This window comes from Aphanothece sacrum FPU1 (assembly GCF_003864295.1).
GTDB classification, from domain to species: domain Bacteria; phylum Cyanobacteriota; class Cyanobacteriia; order Cyanobacteriales; family Microcystaceae; genus Aphanothece_B; species Aphanothece_B sacrum.
The window spans coordinates 1-15359 of record NZ_BDQK01000018.1 but is presented as its reverse complement, the minus strand read 5'-3'; the positions used below and the strand labels follow the sequence as shown (position 1 = coordinate 15359).

Below are 15359 nucleotides of genomic sequence, written 5' to 3'. Positions count from 1 at the left end.
ATTTAGCCCGCGAATACGGGCTTGACTTGTATAGCCCAACCCTTTAGGGTTAGGGCTAGTCATTAACGGGTTCTTCATGATTTTTTCTTTCTTGAATTTTTGCTTTTACTAACTCAATTTGTTGGGGATCTGCCTGTTGATCCCATTCTAATTCATGATCTTTAATTATAACACAATTATCTTTTAAGGTTTGCAACCATCCTTTGAGAAGATAAATAGTTTTAAAATCCTCTAATAATCCTAATTCTTTCTCTTTTAGAGTGAGTTGAGCAAACTTTTCATAAAGGGGATAATCTTTCGTAACTATTGCATCTTTTTCGTGTAACATTGGGGGGTTATCTTCTTGGGTAAAGTCTCGATGATTAACTCGTAAATTCCCTAATTCAATTTCTACACTGCTGTGTAAACTAGGATGAGGATTAGTGTCAAAATCAGGATAACATAAATAGGATATTTTGGGTTTTCTCCAAGAAAATTTAACCACATTCGCTTTTTCTAATCTGCCTACTGTTCGACTCGCACATCCCTCATATAATCTTAGCAAAGGATCTAACGTTTCTAAGGCACTTAAATGAATTACTAGGGAATTTTTTAATAGTTTCCCAATCGGACTAATTTGACATAAATTAGCAATAATTTTTAAATCTCCCACCTGATATAACATATTATCTGCTAAGAGACAAGCATTATTATATGTACCAAACAGAGATTTAATATCTTGTTTAACTTTCGGAGATAAATCTTTAGCTTTGGGACGTTGACCAAACTTACTGAGGGCTAAATATAAGAGTAAATCTTGACGACGTTTTTGTGTAATCATATCCCAATCTTCTTCATTTGTAACTTGTAAAATGATCTGAAAAGCTTGACGAAAGCTTCTAAATTCTTCTTTTAATTGTACCTCATTATTTAATTCTTCTTTAACCGGAAGTCTTCCTCTTTCTGTGACAAATTGCATCAAAGGAGTTAAAATTGCTTCATAATCTTCAAATCGCTTAATTTCTTTAAGAATTCTAGGAGTTGAAGCATTAGAACGAAAACGAGAAGCGCGAAAACTTTGGGCTTCATTTTCTTGACGAAATACCAAATAAATACCTAATCCCACTGGAATAGAATCTACTTCTAGCACTTGATCAATATAATATTTTAACTCTTCTTGTTCATAATATTTCTGAAAAGTATTACGACTGGTAATTATTCCATCTCCATAAGCAACAACTCCTCGATCTCGATCATCAATTAATACTTGGGCAGCTACAATTAAAACACGACGGGTTAATGACCATGCTTTAATTAATGCTTCTCGTCGTTCTGATAAATCTTCAATCACATTAATAATATACCCTAAATTAACAATATCAGCAGAATTTAACGGACTATCTCGACGATAATAAGGGTCCCATCCTGAACTTTTATATCCTGCTTCCCTGATACGTTCAATATCCCCACCATAACCACACCCATAGTCGAAGAAATCAGTTTGGGGAGTAAATAATTCTGATTCTAAAGCTAAGCGTACCGGACGAGATAAACTTTTTCTGACAATGGCAGCTTTATGACGTTCAATTTGAATTGATACGGTGTCAGTAGGGTTAAGGGGAAGAAGACAGATTAAAAAATGACCTTCAAATGTGATTCGATAGTGTTTTAATCGTTTTTCCCACTCTAATCTTGTTCCAATAGAACGAGATAATTTTAACAATCCTAAATTTTCTTCTAAATAAGTTAAGTGTTTAAATATGGCATACTTTGGATAATTTGAGGTAATAAATGTTTCTTTTCTGTGAAGAATTGGCGGATTATTTGTATCACTATAATTCCAATAATTAGCTTTATTATTTTGTAGATCAACCACAATACTTAAGGTTAAAGCAGGATGGGGATCATCATCAAAATTAGGATAAAAAAGATAGGATATTTTCGGTTTATCTGTGCTAATTTTAATGAGTGTTGCTGCTTTAATATCTTCGGTAATTCTGGCGTTAATTTCGTACTCTTGTAAAATAGGATCAAGAGAAGTGATCGCGCTAACATGAACATACAAAGCATTAGGTAATTGTTTGCCAATAGGACTATTTTGACAACAATTAATAATTGTATTAAAGTAATCAGTTTTTAAAAACATAAGCAATTATGGTTCTATGGGACTTATTCTGTTAAACTAATAATTAATAAAAGGCTAAAGCCTTATGCTATAAAAACGAAGTCCGACGAGGGCGGACTAAATTATAGGTGTGGAACGCCGCATCTTGCCTGTTTTGTAGGGGTCAACGGCCGTTGACTCCTACTATGAAAAGTTGAAGTCTCTTATTTGTAATAATTTAGCATAACTTGTCCGGTAGAACCAAAAAAGATTGAGGAACATATCCGCAAAAGTTTAACTTAGAAACATTATGAAAAAAACCTTAGGGAGGTTTTTAAAAACCTCTTTTTTAGGGTTTTAGCACACTTACTATGCTAAACTAATAATTAACAAAAGGCTAAAGCCTTATACTATAAAAACAAAGTCCGACGAGGGCGGAGGCAATTATAGGTTGCGTAGGCAACCTTTGTTTGTATAGCTTAACTCTTTAGATTTGAAGTCTATTATTTGTAATAATTTAGTATAACTTGTCCGGTAGAACCTTTTTTGTTTTTAATTATTATTTTTTCGAGTAACTTCAATAATTTCTGTATATTCAAATTCAGTCGAACTATGAGTAACTAAAGGATAATTAATTCCACCTAACTCAATAAAATCTTGTTCACAGTCTGGTTTAGGGGAATAATAAACTAAAATATATTCTCTCCCAATATAATTATATGTTTCTTCTTGTACTTCCCCACGCCATTGAGTTTTAGTGACTAAAATAATTAACTGATTAGCTAATTTTGGCAATAATTTTGCTACTTGTCTACGATAAATTTCATCTAAACTGCCAAAAGGAGAGTCCATCACCATAGGAAAGGTGCTACTATCTGGCCCTATTAAGGTATTTTTATGATTCCATTCTCTTACTTTATCAATAATTCCTCCAATAAACGATAAACTTAAAATTTGATTTTCTCCCGTAGAAGCTGCCACGGGAACCGCTATTCCTGACGTATTTTCAACTAATGTTAATTCATAAGTTTGACTTAAACGAGGAAGATAAGGAGTAAAAGAAATTGTTCTAAAAATGTCTTGCACTCGTTGTTCTAAGGAAAGTCTAAATTGTTTTTCTAATCTATTTCTCACTTCAATTAATCTTTCTCTTGCGTCTTGACTCGCAGCAATTCTTCGTTTAACTAATAATTGTTTATCTTCTTTTAATTTATGCTTAACAATATCTTTTGTTATATTTTCAATCTGTTTTTCTATTACCGTAATTTCCTGTTGAGTTCCCCCTTGTTCTAATCTTAATTCTCGAATTGATGTATTAATCTTATCTAACTTTAATTGCAATAATTTGATATCTTCATCAGGATAATTACGGAATTTTTCACTCATTTCATCTAATTCATTTTCAACCCTAGATAATTCTGTTCTGTATTGATTGATTTTGCCTTGTTGTTGATCAATATTGTCCCAAAACTCTTGCAGTTGACGAGGTATTTCATTTACTTGAGATTCTAAGCGAATAGCAGCTTCTTCTATTCCAGCAATACCTGCTTTATTCATCCATTCTTTTACTTGTTCATAAGCTAAAGTTCCCTCTAATAATTCATGGCCACAAATACAACTTTTTCTCATTAATAATTGTTCAATAAATTGCTGTTTAATGCCATTGGGTAACTCTCCCCGTTGACGTAAATCAACGATTAATGCTTGAAATTTGCTCAGTCTTTCTGGTAAAAATATTTGATATCCTAAACGAGAAATTAAGGATTTTAGATTAGTTTTTACTTCAATTAAATTTTTTCTTAATGATTTTTCTTGTTGTTCTAATTTTTCTTTTAGCTGTTTTAAATTTGCGGAACCACTTAATTCTAATAATTGTTGTGATAGTTGTTGATTTTCTAGTTCTTTGTTTTCTAAATCATTAATAATTGTTGCTTTTTTTTCAATCAATATTTGCTGTTGTTTTTCTAGCTTTTCTTGTTGCTTTAGTAAAGTTTTTGTGGTAATATCTCCAATTATTTTAAGTTCATCTTGTAATGTTTTTTGTGCTTTTTTTAGATGATCAATACCGCGATCAAAAACTTTAATCCCTAATAATTCTTTGGTGTCTTCTGTAATATTATTTTGATCGCTAGAACGAAAAATATGATCGATGTGTTCTCCATCAAAAAAGAAGTATTGATGTAAACTTTCCGGTAAAATTCGATTAATAATATCTTCTGGTTGTTGTAAAGGTGGATACCAGCGGCCATCCTCTCCCGCAACTAACATCAAAAGCTGATTTTTACTATATTGAATAACTCCATTTTTATCCCGATAAGCGTAGCATTTTCGCTTGATTTGATATCTTTTATTTTGATGTTCAAAATAAATTTCTACCCAACAATCTACAGATGTTCCGATCTCTACTACCATAATAGATCGTTTATTAATCAAGAGATTAGGGGAGATAAAAGCAGAAGTAAATCTTTCGTACAATACCCAGGTAAACGCATTTAATAATGTGGTTTTTCCTGCACCATTATTACCATGAATTATCGTGGTATTCCTCTGACCAGAAGCTAAATTAATTTCTGGCGTTTTTCCATAAAATTGACGAAAATTACATAATCTAATTGATAGAAGTTTCATTGAATTATTTCTTTTATTATTTTAACTATATCATCATTAATATTACGAGGAGATTTAACAGAGATTTTATCTTGTTCTAATTGTAAAACTTCTTCAATAATTTGGCGAATTTCAGGGGGCGCATTTGTTATCGGTTCCTGTATTTTATCAAGATTATCCTTTTCAGTCATTTTTTTATTGCCCCTTTTTTAGAGTTATCAGTTATCGTTTAAGTAGATAGACAAAATTAATTACATAAAATTTGTAGTAGGGGCGGGTTTTTTACATAAATCCATGATTCTCACAAAAAAAATAGATAAACCCGCCCTGGCTGTGCAATCAATTTTGATTAGGTACTTATCAGTTATCAGTAAATAATAGAGAGTCTAAATAATGTGAAAATATGTCATATTATTAATAACTATTCAACAGATTGACTCTCTATTTATTGATTATTTCATATTAGCTCTTGTATCTTGTACAGCTAACCAAAAGAAAACAATCGTTAAGGGAATACTAACAGTTAAAATAATGCTAGTCGGGAGACTTCCCAACTCAGGAGTTCCTGAAGATAGTTCAAAAACTGAACCCACACCTGCGATCGCAGCAATACAAGATCCTAACAATAATACACCGCTTTTTGGGGTCACAAAAATTACTCCTGATGGACAATAAATATCATTAATTTACATTATTTAACAGGTTTGACTGCTTGCACTGAAAACCCTTGTTTCTGTAAGGCTTCATTTAATGCTAACCCATTGTCAACCCGATCAACAAACATCACCCCATTAAGGTGATCCATTTCATGTTGAATAACTCGCGCTAATAAATCAGTTGCTTGTAGTTTACGAGGTTTACCTTGTTCATCTTTAAAAGTTACTTCAATTGTTTTAGGACGAGTAACATCTAAATAAACCCCAGGAATACTTAAACAACCTTCTTCTACCACACATAACTCTTGAGAATAACCAATGATTTTAGGATTAATTAAAATGAGTGGTATATTAGCAGAATTATCCGGTTCACAGTCAATAACAATTAACTGTTTATTAATTGCTACTTGAGGCGCAGCTAAACCGATACCATTGGAACTATACATTGTTTGTAACATTTCTTTGGCTAACTGGCGTAGAGAATCATCCACTTTGGCAATACGTTTAGCTGGCTGACGCAAAGCGCGATCGCCGAGATAATGAATATCTAAGGGAGGGGTTTCTAACTTTTCTTTTTCGACAGCGATCACAGCACTCATAAGACTTTAATGTGGTTAATAACGATCCTTTGTTTTTCTTTAATCTTAACCAATATTAACATCTCATCAATATCATTAACATCCCAGTATAGGCTTTTATCGAGCAAAATCACCATTATCTTTATCATAAACGTTAACATTTAGCTCTATTCCTTAGTTATAAGCGATCGCAATTGACCATCTTCTCAGTTCTCTAATAAACATCTTAATCTAAAGTAAAGGATATCTTTCCAAGTTCTTGATTTTTTGTCTGCATGATGAAGTCGTCAGAAAAATCAGGAAAGAGGAATATTGTGGAGAAGATTTTGAACAGAGTTCCAGAGGTGACAATTTACTTCTGGATGATTAAAGTTATGGCAACTACAGTGGGTGAAACTGGGGCTGATTTTTTAGCATTTACGATGAACCTTGGTTTAGATATTACATCCTATATTATGGGTGGTTTGCTACTCATTGCCCTTTTAAATCAGTTTAGGCTTAAATGCTATGTACCTTTGAGTTACTGGCTTGTGGTTGTTTTAATCAGTATTGTCGGTACCTTAATTACTGATAGATTAGTAGATAATTTTGGTGTTAGTTTGGTAACAACTAACATCGTTTTTATTTTAGGCTTATTGGCAGTTTTTGTATTTTGGTATTTCAGCGAAAAGACATTAGCTATGCACTCCATTAACACAGTTAAAAGAGAACTTTTCTACTGGGTAGCTATTTTATTTACATTTGCCTTGGGTACTTCAACAGGAGATTATTTAGCAGAAACTTCAGGGTTAGATTATGCACAATCAGCTTTAGTATTTGGGTCAACAATTGCTATAATAACAATCGGTTATTATTACTTTAAAATGAATGCAGTTTTAGCATTCTGGTCAGCTTATATATTGACTCGTCCCTTTGGCGCATCAATCGGTGATTTACTATCTCAACCTACTAAAAATGGAGGCTTTGGTTATGGCACTATTGGAACCAGTATGCTTTTTATTTCTATCATTATTAGTCTGGTTATTTACTTAAGTTTTAAGCAGAAAAAACGAATATGAAAATTCTAATCGTTGAAGATGACCATCGTATTGCTAACCCTTTGGCTAAAGATTTAAGCTATCAATATCACTCGGTCGATTTAGCCAAAGATGGAATAGAAGGATGGGAATACACACAAGCGACACAATATGATTTAATTTTATTAGATTTGATGTTGCCTAAATTGGATGGAATCTCTCTTTGTAAACGATTAAGAGAAGTAAAATATCAAGCTTTGATCTTGATGTTAACGGCAAAAGATGCCACAGAAGATAAAGTAATAGGACTCGATGCAGGTGCAGATGATTATTTAGTTAAACCCTTTAAATTAGAAGAATTATCCGCTAGAATTCGGGCATTATATCGAAGGTATTCTGATATTAAAACGCCTATTCTTATTCATGGTAATTTACACTTAGATCCTAATAGTCAAGAAGTGACTTATGCCGGAAATTATCTAACTTTAACTCCGAAAGAGTATATGATATTAGAATGTTTTTTGAGAAACCCAAATCAAGTCTTAACTCGTTCAGCCATTATTGACAAACTTTGGAGTTTTGATGATTTATCAGGAGAAGAAACGGTAAGAACTCATATCACCAATTTGCGAAAAAAGCTTAAAATGGCAGGTAGTCCCGACACTTTAATTGAAACTGTTTATGGAATGGGTTATCGTTTAATGGCTATCAATACTACTCGCTGAAGCATAAATGTAGGTTGCTTGAAAGAAAGTGAAACCCAACAAATGATTATGGGCAATGAAGATATGAGTTTGGGTTCCGTTCCTTAACCAAACCTACAAAATTGTTTGATTAATTATTGTTATCTTTTTTATCTTGTGTTTCAAAATATTCGTAATCGCTTACTTTTATCCTATTTGTTAATTTTAGCTTCAGTTTTAGGTGTATTTATCATTGGAATTCGTTTGATTTTTGCTCATAGTTTGACAGAACAAATCAGTCAAAAACTAACCGTATTAGGACAGGGTGCGTCTGGTAATGCAGAATGGGAAAACAATCATTTAAAAATTGACAATGATTTTAGACTTCAAGAATTACTTAATAAAAGTCAATCCTTAGAATGGTTTGATAAACAAGGTAACTCTATTTTAAAGCAAGGTAAATTTGTAATTACTATCCCTTTTTCTCAAAATATTTTAGTACAAATTCAACAAGGAAATCCTGATATCCAAAGTATTACCTTACCCATTATTGATAGTGATTATGGTCAATTAATTGGTTATGTTAGAGTCAGTCAATCTTTGGAAGAATTAGAAGAAACGTTAACAAAATTAGACTGGGTATTAGGAATTAGTATGATCATTGCCTTAATGGGTAGTGGAATTGGTGCTATTATTTTAACCAATCAAGCAATGCAACCCATTGAAGAAAGTTTTCAACGTTTAAAACAATTTACGGCAGATGCTTCTCATGAACTTCGCAATCCTTTAATGGTAATTGATAGTAATGTTTCTGTCTCTCTTAAGTATGCAGAAGGAATGAGAAAAACGGATCAAGAAAGTTTTGAAGCGATTGCTAGTGCCACAGATCAAATGATTAATTTAACTGAAGATTTACTAATTTTAGCTCGCGCTGATAGAGTTAATCTCCTCAAAAAAGAAAAGGTTAACTTAGTCAGTATTTTAGAGCAATTAATTAAGCTAAATCATACAAAAATTAAGACTAAAAATTTAGACTTACAACTTAACTTTTCTGAAAATTTGTTCATTTTTAGTGATTCTTTAAAGCTCGAAAGATTATTCAGTAATTTAATTGATAATGCGATTTATTATACTCCAAAATCAGGCATAATTTACATCGAAGGTAAACTCAAAAAGTCCTCAATTGAAATTGAAATTAAAGATACAGGAATTGGTATAGCTTCTGAAAATTTAGAGAAAATTTTTGAGCGATTTTGGAGAGCAGATACCTCTCGTTCTTATTGGAATGGTGGGTCTGGTTTAGGATTAGCAATTGTTCAAGCAATCGTTCATCATCATGGGGGAACAATTACGGTTAGTAGTCAGTTAGGAATTGGTAGCTGTTTTATCGTATCTTTACCAATTAATTGAAACTTCTGTGTAAGTTCTAGGATAATGAAACTTGACAAAAAAAGGTAATGAGTGTTGGGTTTTGTTTCTCAACCCAACCGACTCATTATTTTAAATGAAGAGTCTTGAAACGTCTCTATCTATCATTTGTTTCATTATTTTCATCTGCATTTTCAGCAATACGAATACTACTATGAGGACGGTCTTTTTCATTCGTTTCAGCATTGGAAGTATCAGTATAAAGAATCTTCCCATTACCTGCATCAACTTTAATGTCTTTCTGTCCAATGATGACAGAATAAACTAAGTTTCCATCTTCATTTTCTAATTTAACCTGACTTGCTTGACTTCCTATCGCTTTTTCAGCAGCTTGTTGTGCTTGTTGGGGGCCAATTTTAGCAAGAGATTGTAAATTAGCGGATTCTTTTTGTTCTTGAGCATCATCATTAATTTCCCCATCTCCATCACCCCCTGGTACTTCTGCAACTTGGTAGGGTTTATGTTGTGAAGAAATGACAGCAACTGGTAATTTTACTTGTTTCGTATTAATAGCTTGTACTAAACCACTAATCCCCAATGTACTGAGTAAAGCTATCCCTAAGATGATTTTGCTTGAACTTTTCATGAGTAATGTCCTTAATTTTGGAATTGATACTCACACTTTAAACAGTAAATATCAAGAAGTTAAAAAGCTAGAAGATCTAAGGGTAGTCGCAAGGACTTAAAAATGTTTAACTTCTGACCGTTCCTCAGCCAATGTACCGATCAAATATAATAAAGCCATGCGAACTGCAATACCACTGGTTACTTGTTGTTGAATTAAGCTAAAATTGGAATCATCCATTAAATCAGAACTAATTTCTACTCCTCGATTAACTGGCCCAGGATGAAGTATCTTAACATTAGGATGACATAATTTAAGACGATCACGGGTAATACCATAACCTTGATGATATTCTCGTAAACTTGGTAATAAATAATCGGTCATTCGTTCATGTTGTAACCTTAAAGTCATGACAAAATCAGCTTCTATTAAAGCAGGTTCTAGTTGCCAATGTAAAGATAATTGTCCAGGATAAAAATCTGTTTTAATCTGACTAAATAATTGAGGTAATAAAGTAGGAGGCCCCGCTAAATGTACAGACATTCCGGCCTCAGTTAAACTCCAAATATTAGAACGAGCAACCCGCGAATGTAAAATATCACCAACAATAGCAATTTTTTTACCTTGTAATAATTCTAGTCGAGGTTGATCAAAGTCTAGCAAAGAACACAAAGTAAATAAATCAAGTAATGCTTGAGAGGGGTGTTCATGTTGGCCATCCCCGGCATTTAGGATACTAACCCCTGTATTTAAACGATCCATTTCTGCGGCGATCGCGTGAGGAACTCCCGCCTGTTTATGACGAATAACCATAATATCAGTTCCCATGGCCAAATAAGTTTTAGCAGTATCTAAAATGGTTTCTCCTTTGGTTAAAGAAGAGGTTCCTGGGGCAAAATTAAGAATATCGGCCGATAGACGTTTAGCTGCTAATTCAAAACTACTGCGAGTGCGAGTAGAGGGTTCAAAGAACATATTTGTCACTACTTGTCCCTGAAGGGCCGGAACCTTTTTAGTGCGTCGGGAGAGAACTTCTCGAAAACTAGAAGCAGTTTGTAATAAAGTATTATACTCTTGAGTATTCCAGTCAGCTAAGCTTAAAATGTGGTGTCGAGTCCAAGTCATTATTTAATGATCCATAATTAAGTTATCTGTTATTGATTGTATTATTGAGTGGTTCCTCATAAATTAAACCCTTTGCAGATAGAAAAAATCACCATATTATCGGTTAATTGTTACAATGATCAGAGTATAATTAAGCCTCAATCCTTTAATTTTTGTGATAGCCTATGATGATAACACCAACCCCCTTAAAACAGTTTCTCTTAGTTGTTATGTTGAGTTGGGTATCTGTATCAAGTCTTGGGGCCCAAGAAACTCCCCCAAATAGCGATCGCCCCTTAATCTCTCCTGAAACCCAAGTAGACTATACTCCATTGCGTAATCTGTTAAGCACTCAACAATGGTTTCGGGCCAATGAAACCACTAGGGAATTAATTCTTAAAGCCATTAACCGAGACGAACAAGGGTGGATGTCCCGTCAAGATATTGCTACCCTAGCTTGTTGGGATCTTAAAACTATTGATTCTCTTTGGCAAGAATATTCTCAGAAAAAATTTGGCTTTAGCGAACAATTTCCTATTTTTATTGAAACTGGAAATAAACCAGGAAGGTTACTTAATAGCGAAAATTATGATCAGTTTGGTAACAGAGTAGGATGGCGTAAAGATAATCAATGGATTACCTTTAAACAAAATCTGAATTATAGTCTTGATGCCCCTGTAGGTCATCTTCCTATCCCCCGTTCAGAATACGAAATAACAGGTGGTCGACTCAATTATACAGCCATTACTCAACGAATGGTAGACTGCAAAATTGTCTCCTATCCTACTCAAAAATCTCCTATTTTTACTCCCTCAGGCAACTTAAAGAAATCTAATTAACAGAAATAAAACGATTTAATGACTGGTTAAAATTACAATTAGTAAAATGATCAACAATTCTGTTCAATCTTCGCAAAAATTATTAGGAACTGCTCTATTAATTTCTTTATTAACTATGGCTTGTAGTACGACAGAAGAAAAAAAAGCCGCAGCCCCTCCACCTATTCCCGTTACATTACAAACTTTACAATCAGCTAGTTTAATTGATAGTAGTCAATATGTGGGAACTTTAGAGGCTAGACAAAGGGTTAACTTAGCTCCAAGTCGTACCAGTGGACGTATTGCTAATATTTTGGTGAAAGAAGGGGATGTGGTACGTCAGGGACAGACCTTAGTGGAAATTCAACCTATTCAAGAACAGGAAGATGTCCGGTCAGCTACCGGAAGTTTCAATGTAGCTAAAGCTAATTTAAGTGCTGCTGAAGCCGAATATCGACAAAGAGAAGCCGAAAGGGATAAAGCCAAATTTGAAGTAGAACAAACTAAAGCACAAATAGCTGGGGCCGAGGCTAATATAGAAAATCTACGCGCTCAGTTAAAATTAGCAAAAATTAATTATGAACGGGCCATCTTTTTGGTCAAAGAAGGGGTGCAAGCACAACAAAATTTAGACGATAGAATATCAGAACTTGACAGCACTAAAGCTCGACTTCAGGAGACTATTAAAGCTCGTGATGCGTCTCAAGAATCTCTCAATGCGGCCAAGGAAAATTTACGCGCTAGTGAAAAACGAGTTGAACAGGCCTTAGCGAATATAAATAGTCGAAAATCATCAATTACAGAAGCTCAAGGACAACTTGGATCAATCAGCCAAGGGTTAGCTTATAATTTTCTTTATGCTCCCATTAACGGTGTAGTTGGAGATTTCAATGATAAAAAATTAGGGGATAATATTGATATCGGACAAGCCATTACAACCATTACGGATAATCAAGTTTTTCATCTTAATGTTAATATTCCCACAGAAAACCGTAACCGACTACGCGAAGGTATTCCTGTCGAAATAATTAACTCTGATGGCAGTCCGAAAGTCCGGGGACAAATTACTTATATTTCCCCCTTGGTTGAACAAAATGCCCAAGCTATTCGCGTTAAAATGACTTTTCGTAATAATGGCACCTTACGGGATAAACAATATGTCCAAGTACGGGTGATTTGGAACCAAAAACCTGGCGTATTAGTACCAACTACGGCGGTGAGTAGTTTAGGGGGTCAAAAATTCGTTTTTGTGGCTCAACCAGCAGATGCAAAACAGGCTACAGGAATTTTAGTGGCTAAACAAATTCCTGTCAAAGTTGGGGCCATTCAAGGACAAGCTTATCAAGTCATTTCCGGTGTTAAACCAGGGGATAGAATCGCCGTAAGTCGTATTTTAGACTTGAGAGATGGTCGACCCATTACGTCTCCGTGAGTTTGACTGTTTAAAAAAACTACTGGTTTGGAAGCAGTTTCCCCACATTAACATTAACGCACCCTACAAAAGCCGCGATCGCACTGGAATAACATCTCAAAGTTTAATGGAACTTCCTTTTCTGCTAAACTTTTAATCAGAGTGTTGCTAACAGAGTACGAGAATGACAGAACAAAATTTTGTAGCTGACAATGCTAGTACGAAAAAGCTACTTGAACAAGTAATTGGGGAAATCGAGCAAACTCCCCACGAATACTTACCCAATTTGTTGCAAATAATTCGTCTGTTTCGTGAGAGTGTTACACTGAAATCGGCAGAAGAAAGCTTTCGTCAGGGATGGCAAGAAGCCATGACAGGGAATACACTTCCTGTTTCACAGCTTTGGGATGGGATTGATGCAGAATGAGCCAATTCAAATCCAGGTTGCACCTGAGTTCAAACGAAGCCTAGGCACTTTAGCTAAACGGTATCGTAATATCCGCTCCGATGTCCAGCCGATTATTGACGAGTTACAGGCAAGTAAAATCATTGGGGAGCAAATCCCAGGCATTGCGTACACTGTATTCAAGGTCAGAGTTAGGATTGACACTCCCGCCGTTAACCGCTTGGGCGGTCTAACGGGGGATTCTTGCATCACAGACTCTTAGCTAGATCAAAGATTCGTTAATTGTTTGACCCCCGCCAGACCGTCTCCACAAGCATTTTCAGTAATCATTACGGACTGTCCGACCGCAATTTTTCCTCTGTATTTAATTACTTTTGCCGCCGCAGTATCACGATTTTCTTGATGTCCACAAAACTGACAATCATGCAAACGTTGATTTAACTTCTTTTTGCCCGTCATTTTATGGCATTTAGGGCATTCTTGAGAAGTTCCATTCTTGTTGACTTTTAGATAAAACTTATTTCTTTTCCAAGAGATATAAGGCAAAATTTCATTAATGAATTGTCCTATCCCTGATTCGAGAGAACGTTTACGAACAATTCCTCGACTCCAAGAATTAAAGTTAATATCTTCAACAAAAATATTGTCGGCTTTATCGCAAAGGTAATGAGCTAATTTAAACTGCCAATCACGACGAGTATTAGCTACAGATTCATATAAACGAGCTATTTTTCTTTGGAGTTTTAACCAGTTGTTAGAGCCTTTAATTTTATGTTTTAAGCGTCTTTGTAGCCATTTAAGCTTACGCATTGCCTTTAACAAAAATCGTGGGGCTTTGATTAATTCTCCTAAATTGGTAGCCATGAAACTTTCAATTCCCGCATCAATTCCTAAACTGGTTTTGCCAACTACTGGGTCTGGACATTCTTCGTATTGTTGAAAAGTAATCATCAAGTAATAACCACTAGCTTTCTTGACAATACGAGCTTGTTTTGCCTCAAAACCAGTAGGATATTCTCTTGATTGTCGAATGTTTACCCATCCAAGTTGAGGTAATTTAACTTTTCCATTAGCCAAACAATTTTTTAGCATGGCAGGAAAAACAAAACTACGCATTACCTTTTTAAATCTAGGAAACCCGTTTCCTTTTGCTTTCATGTCAGTAAAAGCTTTATCTAGTGTTTTAAGCGTTTGCTGTAACACTTGAGCATTAACAGACCTTAAACTTTCTAAGGATTGTTTGGCAATGGTTAAGGCTTTAGCTTGAACAAAATAATTCGGATAGGGAGTATCAACGCCGAATATGTACTCAGAAATAATTGAGCAAGCATTCACAGGTGATTTACGGCTTTTTAGCCAAGCTTTTCTTTCAGCTAAACCAAAATTGTAAACTCTACGACACACCACTAAGATATTTTCTATCTCTTGGGTTTGTTGACAAGTCAATTTTAATTTGAACTGGTAAGTTAGCGTAATCACAGATTGCTTCATTTTTTGGCGGTACGATTATCATTGTAGAGTTACCGCTTAAATATGTCAAGTGATTACAACAAAGGTTACAGGTCTGTATACAAACTTACCGTTCACATTGTATTTGTAACAAAATACCGTAAAAAGGCTATTTCGGCAGATATATTGAACCAATTAAAGACTATTTTTCAAGAAACACTTGATAAATGGGAATGTCAGTTGCTTGAGTTCAACGGAGAACCTGACCATGTTCATCTTTTGGTTAGCTACAAACCTGAAATATCTTTGTCTAAGTTGATTGCTAACTTAAAAAACGGTTAGTAGTCGTCTTATTCGACGTGACTTTCCTTTTTTTGTCTGGTAAATATTTTTACAACAAACCCTATTTTTGGACTGGGGCTTATTTTGTTTCTAGTTGTGGAGGCGTAACTGTTGAACAACTTAAAAATTATGTTGAAAATCAAAATTCCCCTAAGAAATAAGGACTCCCTACGGTCGATTTATTTCTTGGCAAAAATTCATCTCACCGTTAAC

The 15359-nt window shown here is 34.5% G+C and carries 14 protein-coding genes and 1 pseudogene; 7 read left to right on the top strand and 8 right to left on the bottom strand.

Features of this window, described 5'->3' with window-relative positions; genetic code table 11:
• Nucleotides 1–55: 55 nt before the first annotated feature.
• The 5 genes from AsFPU1_RS22210 to def form a co-directional block, all read right to left on the bottom strand.
• On the bottom strand, nt 56–2125 hold the full coding sequence (locus tag AsFPU1_RS22210; protein WP_124978054.1) for a DNA phosphorothioation-associated putative methyltransferase: 2070 nt from the start codon (nt 2123–2125) through the stop codon (nt 56–58).
• 510 nt (nt 2126–2635) lie between these two features.
• Entirely contained in the window at nt 2636–4711 is a 2076-nt protein-coding gene (locus AsFPU1_RS22205) for an AAA family ATPase (protein WP_124978056.1), read from the bottom strand.
• Nucleotides 4708–4881: a hypothetical protein gene (locus AsFPU1_RS22845; RefSeq protein WP_172957583.1), complete on the bottom strand. Its 174-nt coding sequence runs from the start codon at nt 4879–4881 to the stop codon at nt 4708–4710. The genes AsFPU1_RS22205 and AsFPU1_RS22845 overlap by 4 nt, the downstream gene beginning before the upstream one ends.
• A gap of 261 nt (nt 4882–5142) precedes the next feature.
• Nucleotides 5143–5340, bottom strand: coding sequence for a hypothetical protein (locus AsFPU1_RS22200; RefSeq protein ID WP_124978058.1), 198 nt, complete (start codon nt 5338–5340; stop codon nt 5143–5145).
• 41 nt (nt 5341–5381) lie between these two features.
• Nucleotides 5382–5945 (bottom strand): peptide deformylase, encoded by a 564-nt coding sequence (def, locus tag AsFPU1_RS22195; protein WP_124978060.1) that lies wholly within the window; start codon nt 5943–5945, stop codon nt 5382–5384.
• A 293-nt stretch (nt 5946–6238) separates the two neighbouring features.
• On the opposite strand from def, the gene AsFPU1_RS22190 reads away from it, so the two are divergent.
• From AsFPU1_RS22190 to AsFPU1_RS22180, 3 genes are all read left to right on the top strand, one after another.
• Nucleotides 6239–6982 (top strand): COG4705 family protein, encoded by a 744-nt coding sequence (locus AsFPU1_RS22190; protein ID WP_124978122.1) that lies wholly within the window; start codon nt 6239–6241, stop codon nt 6980–6982.
• Entirely contained in the window at nt 6979–7665 is a 687-nt protein-coding gene (locus tag AsFPU1_RS22185; protein ID WP_124978062.1) for a response regulator transcription factor, read from the top strand. The genes AsFPU1_RS22190 and AsFPU1_RS22185 overlap by 4 nt, the downstream gene beginning before the upstream one ends.
• A 135-nt stretch (nt 7666–7800) precedes the next feature.
• Nucleotides 7801–9033: a HAMP domain-containing sensor histidine kinase gene (locus AsFPU1_RS22180; protein WP_124978064.1), complete on the top strand. Its 1233-nt coding sequence runs from the start codon at nt 7801–7803 to the stop codon at nt 9031–9033.
• 115 nt (nt 9034–9148) lie between these two features.
• Here the strand turns inward: AsFPU1_RS22180 and AsFPU1_RS22175 are convergent, their stop codons facing one another.
• Both AsFPU1_RS22175 and AsFPU1_RS22170 read right to left on the bottom strand, forming a co-directional pair.
• The gene (locus tag AsFPU1_RS22175; RefSeq protein WP_124978066.1) at nt 9149–9637 is read right to left on the bottom strand and encodes a PepSY domain-containing protein; all 489 of its coding nucleotides are present in this window, start codon (nt 9635–9637) and stop codon (nt 9149–9151) included.
• Nucleotides 9638–9733: 96 nt separating this feature from the next.
• The gene (locus AsFPU1_RS22170) at nt 9734–10741 is read right to left on the bottom strand and encodes an aspartate carbamoyltransferase catalytic subunit (RefSeq protein WP_124978068.1); all 1008 of its coding nucleotides are present in this window, start codon (nt 10739–10741) and stop codon (nt 9734–9736) included.
• 164 nt (nt 10742–10905) lie between these two features.
• On the opposite strand from AsFPU1_RS22170, the gene AsFPU1_RS22165 reads away from it, so the two are divergent.
• From AsFPU1_RS22165 to AsFPU1_RS22155, 3 genes are all read left to right on the top strand, one after another.
• Nucleotides 10906–11559, top strand: a complete 654-nt coding sequence (locus AsFPU1_RS22165) for a GUN4 domain-containing protein (RefSeq protein ID WP_124978070.1) — start codon at nt 10906–10908, stop codon at nt 11557–11559.
• Nucleotides 11560–11605: 46 nt separating this feature from the next.
• The gene (locus AsFPU1_RS22160) at nt 11606–12970 is read left to right on the top strand and encodes an efflux RND transporter periplasmic adaptor subunit (RefSeq protein WP_124978072.1); all 1365 of its coding nucleotides are present in this window, start codon (nt 11606–11608) and stop codon (nt 12968–12970) included.
• Between the two features lie 163 nt (nt 12971–13133).
• Nucleotides 13134–13376 (top strand): hypothetical protein, encoded by a 243-nt coding sequence (locus tag AsFPU1_RS22155; RefSeq protein WP_124978074.1) that lies wholly within the window; start codon nt 13134–13136, stop codon nt 13374–13376.
• A 246-nt stretch (nt 13377–13622) separates the two neighbouring features.
• Here the strand turns inward: AsFPU1_RS22155 and AsFPU1_RS22150 are convergent, their stop codons facing one another.
• Nucleotides 13623–14834 carry an RNA-guided endonuclease InsQ/TnpB family protein gene (locus tag AsFPU1_RS22150; RefSeq protein WP_124970148.1) on the bottom strand — a complete coding sequence of 404 codons (1212 nt, stop codon included), beginning with the start codon at nt 14832–14834 and terminating at the stop codon, nt 13623–13625.
• Nucleotides 14835–14900: 66 nt separating this feature from the next.
• Between AsFPU1_RS22150 and tnpA the strand changes: the two are divergent.
• Nucleotides 14901–15307: pseudogene (gene tnpA / locus AsFPU1_RS22145) on the top strand (IS200/IS605 family transposase); the annotation flags it as partial.
• Between the last annotated feature and the right edge of the window lie 52 nt (nt 15308–15359).

Bases quoted from the DNA above. Each gene is read 5' to 3' on its own strand.
- def (WP_124978060.1), bottom strand. From the start codon at position 5,945: ATGAGTGCTGTGATCGCTGTCGAAAAAGAAAAGTTAGAAACCCCTCCC.
- AsFPU1_RS22210 (WP_124978054.1), bottom strand. From the start codon at position 2,125: ATGTTTTTAAAAACTGATTACTTTAATACAATTATTAATTGTTGTCAA.
- AsFPU1_RS22165 (WP_124978070.1), top strand. From the start codon at position 10,906: ATGATGATAACACCAACCCCCTTAAAACAGTTTCTCTTAGTTGTTATG.
- AsFPU1_RS22845 (WP_172957583.1), bottom strand. From the start codon at position 4,881: ATGACTGAAAAGGATAATCTTGATAAAATACAGGAACCGATAACAAAT.
- AsFPU1_RS22185 (WP_124978062.1), top strand. From the start codon at position 6,979: ATGAAAATTCTAATCGTTGAAGATGACCATCGTATTGCTAACCCTTTG.
- AsFPU1_RS22170 (WP_124978068.1), bottom strand. From the start codon at position 10,741: ATGACTTGGACTCGACACCACATTTTAAGCTTAGCTGACTGGAATACT.
- AsFPU1_RS22175 (WP_124978066.1), bottom strand. From the start codon at position 9,637: ATGAAAAGTTCAAGCAAAATCATCTTAGGGATAGCTTTACTCAGTACA.
- AsFPU1_RS22155 (WP_124978074.1), top strand. From the start codon at position 13,134: ATGACAGAACAAAATTTTGTAGCTGACAATGCTAGTACGAAAAAGCTA.
- AsFPU1_RS22160 (WP_124978072.1), top strand. From the start codon at position 11,606: ATGATCAACAATTCTGTTCAATCTTCGCAAAAATTATTAGGAACTGCT.
- AsFPU1_RS22205 (WP_124978056.1), bottom strand. From the start codon at position 4,711: ATGAAACTTCTATCAATTAGATTATGTAATTTTCGTCAATTTTATGGA.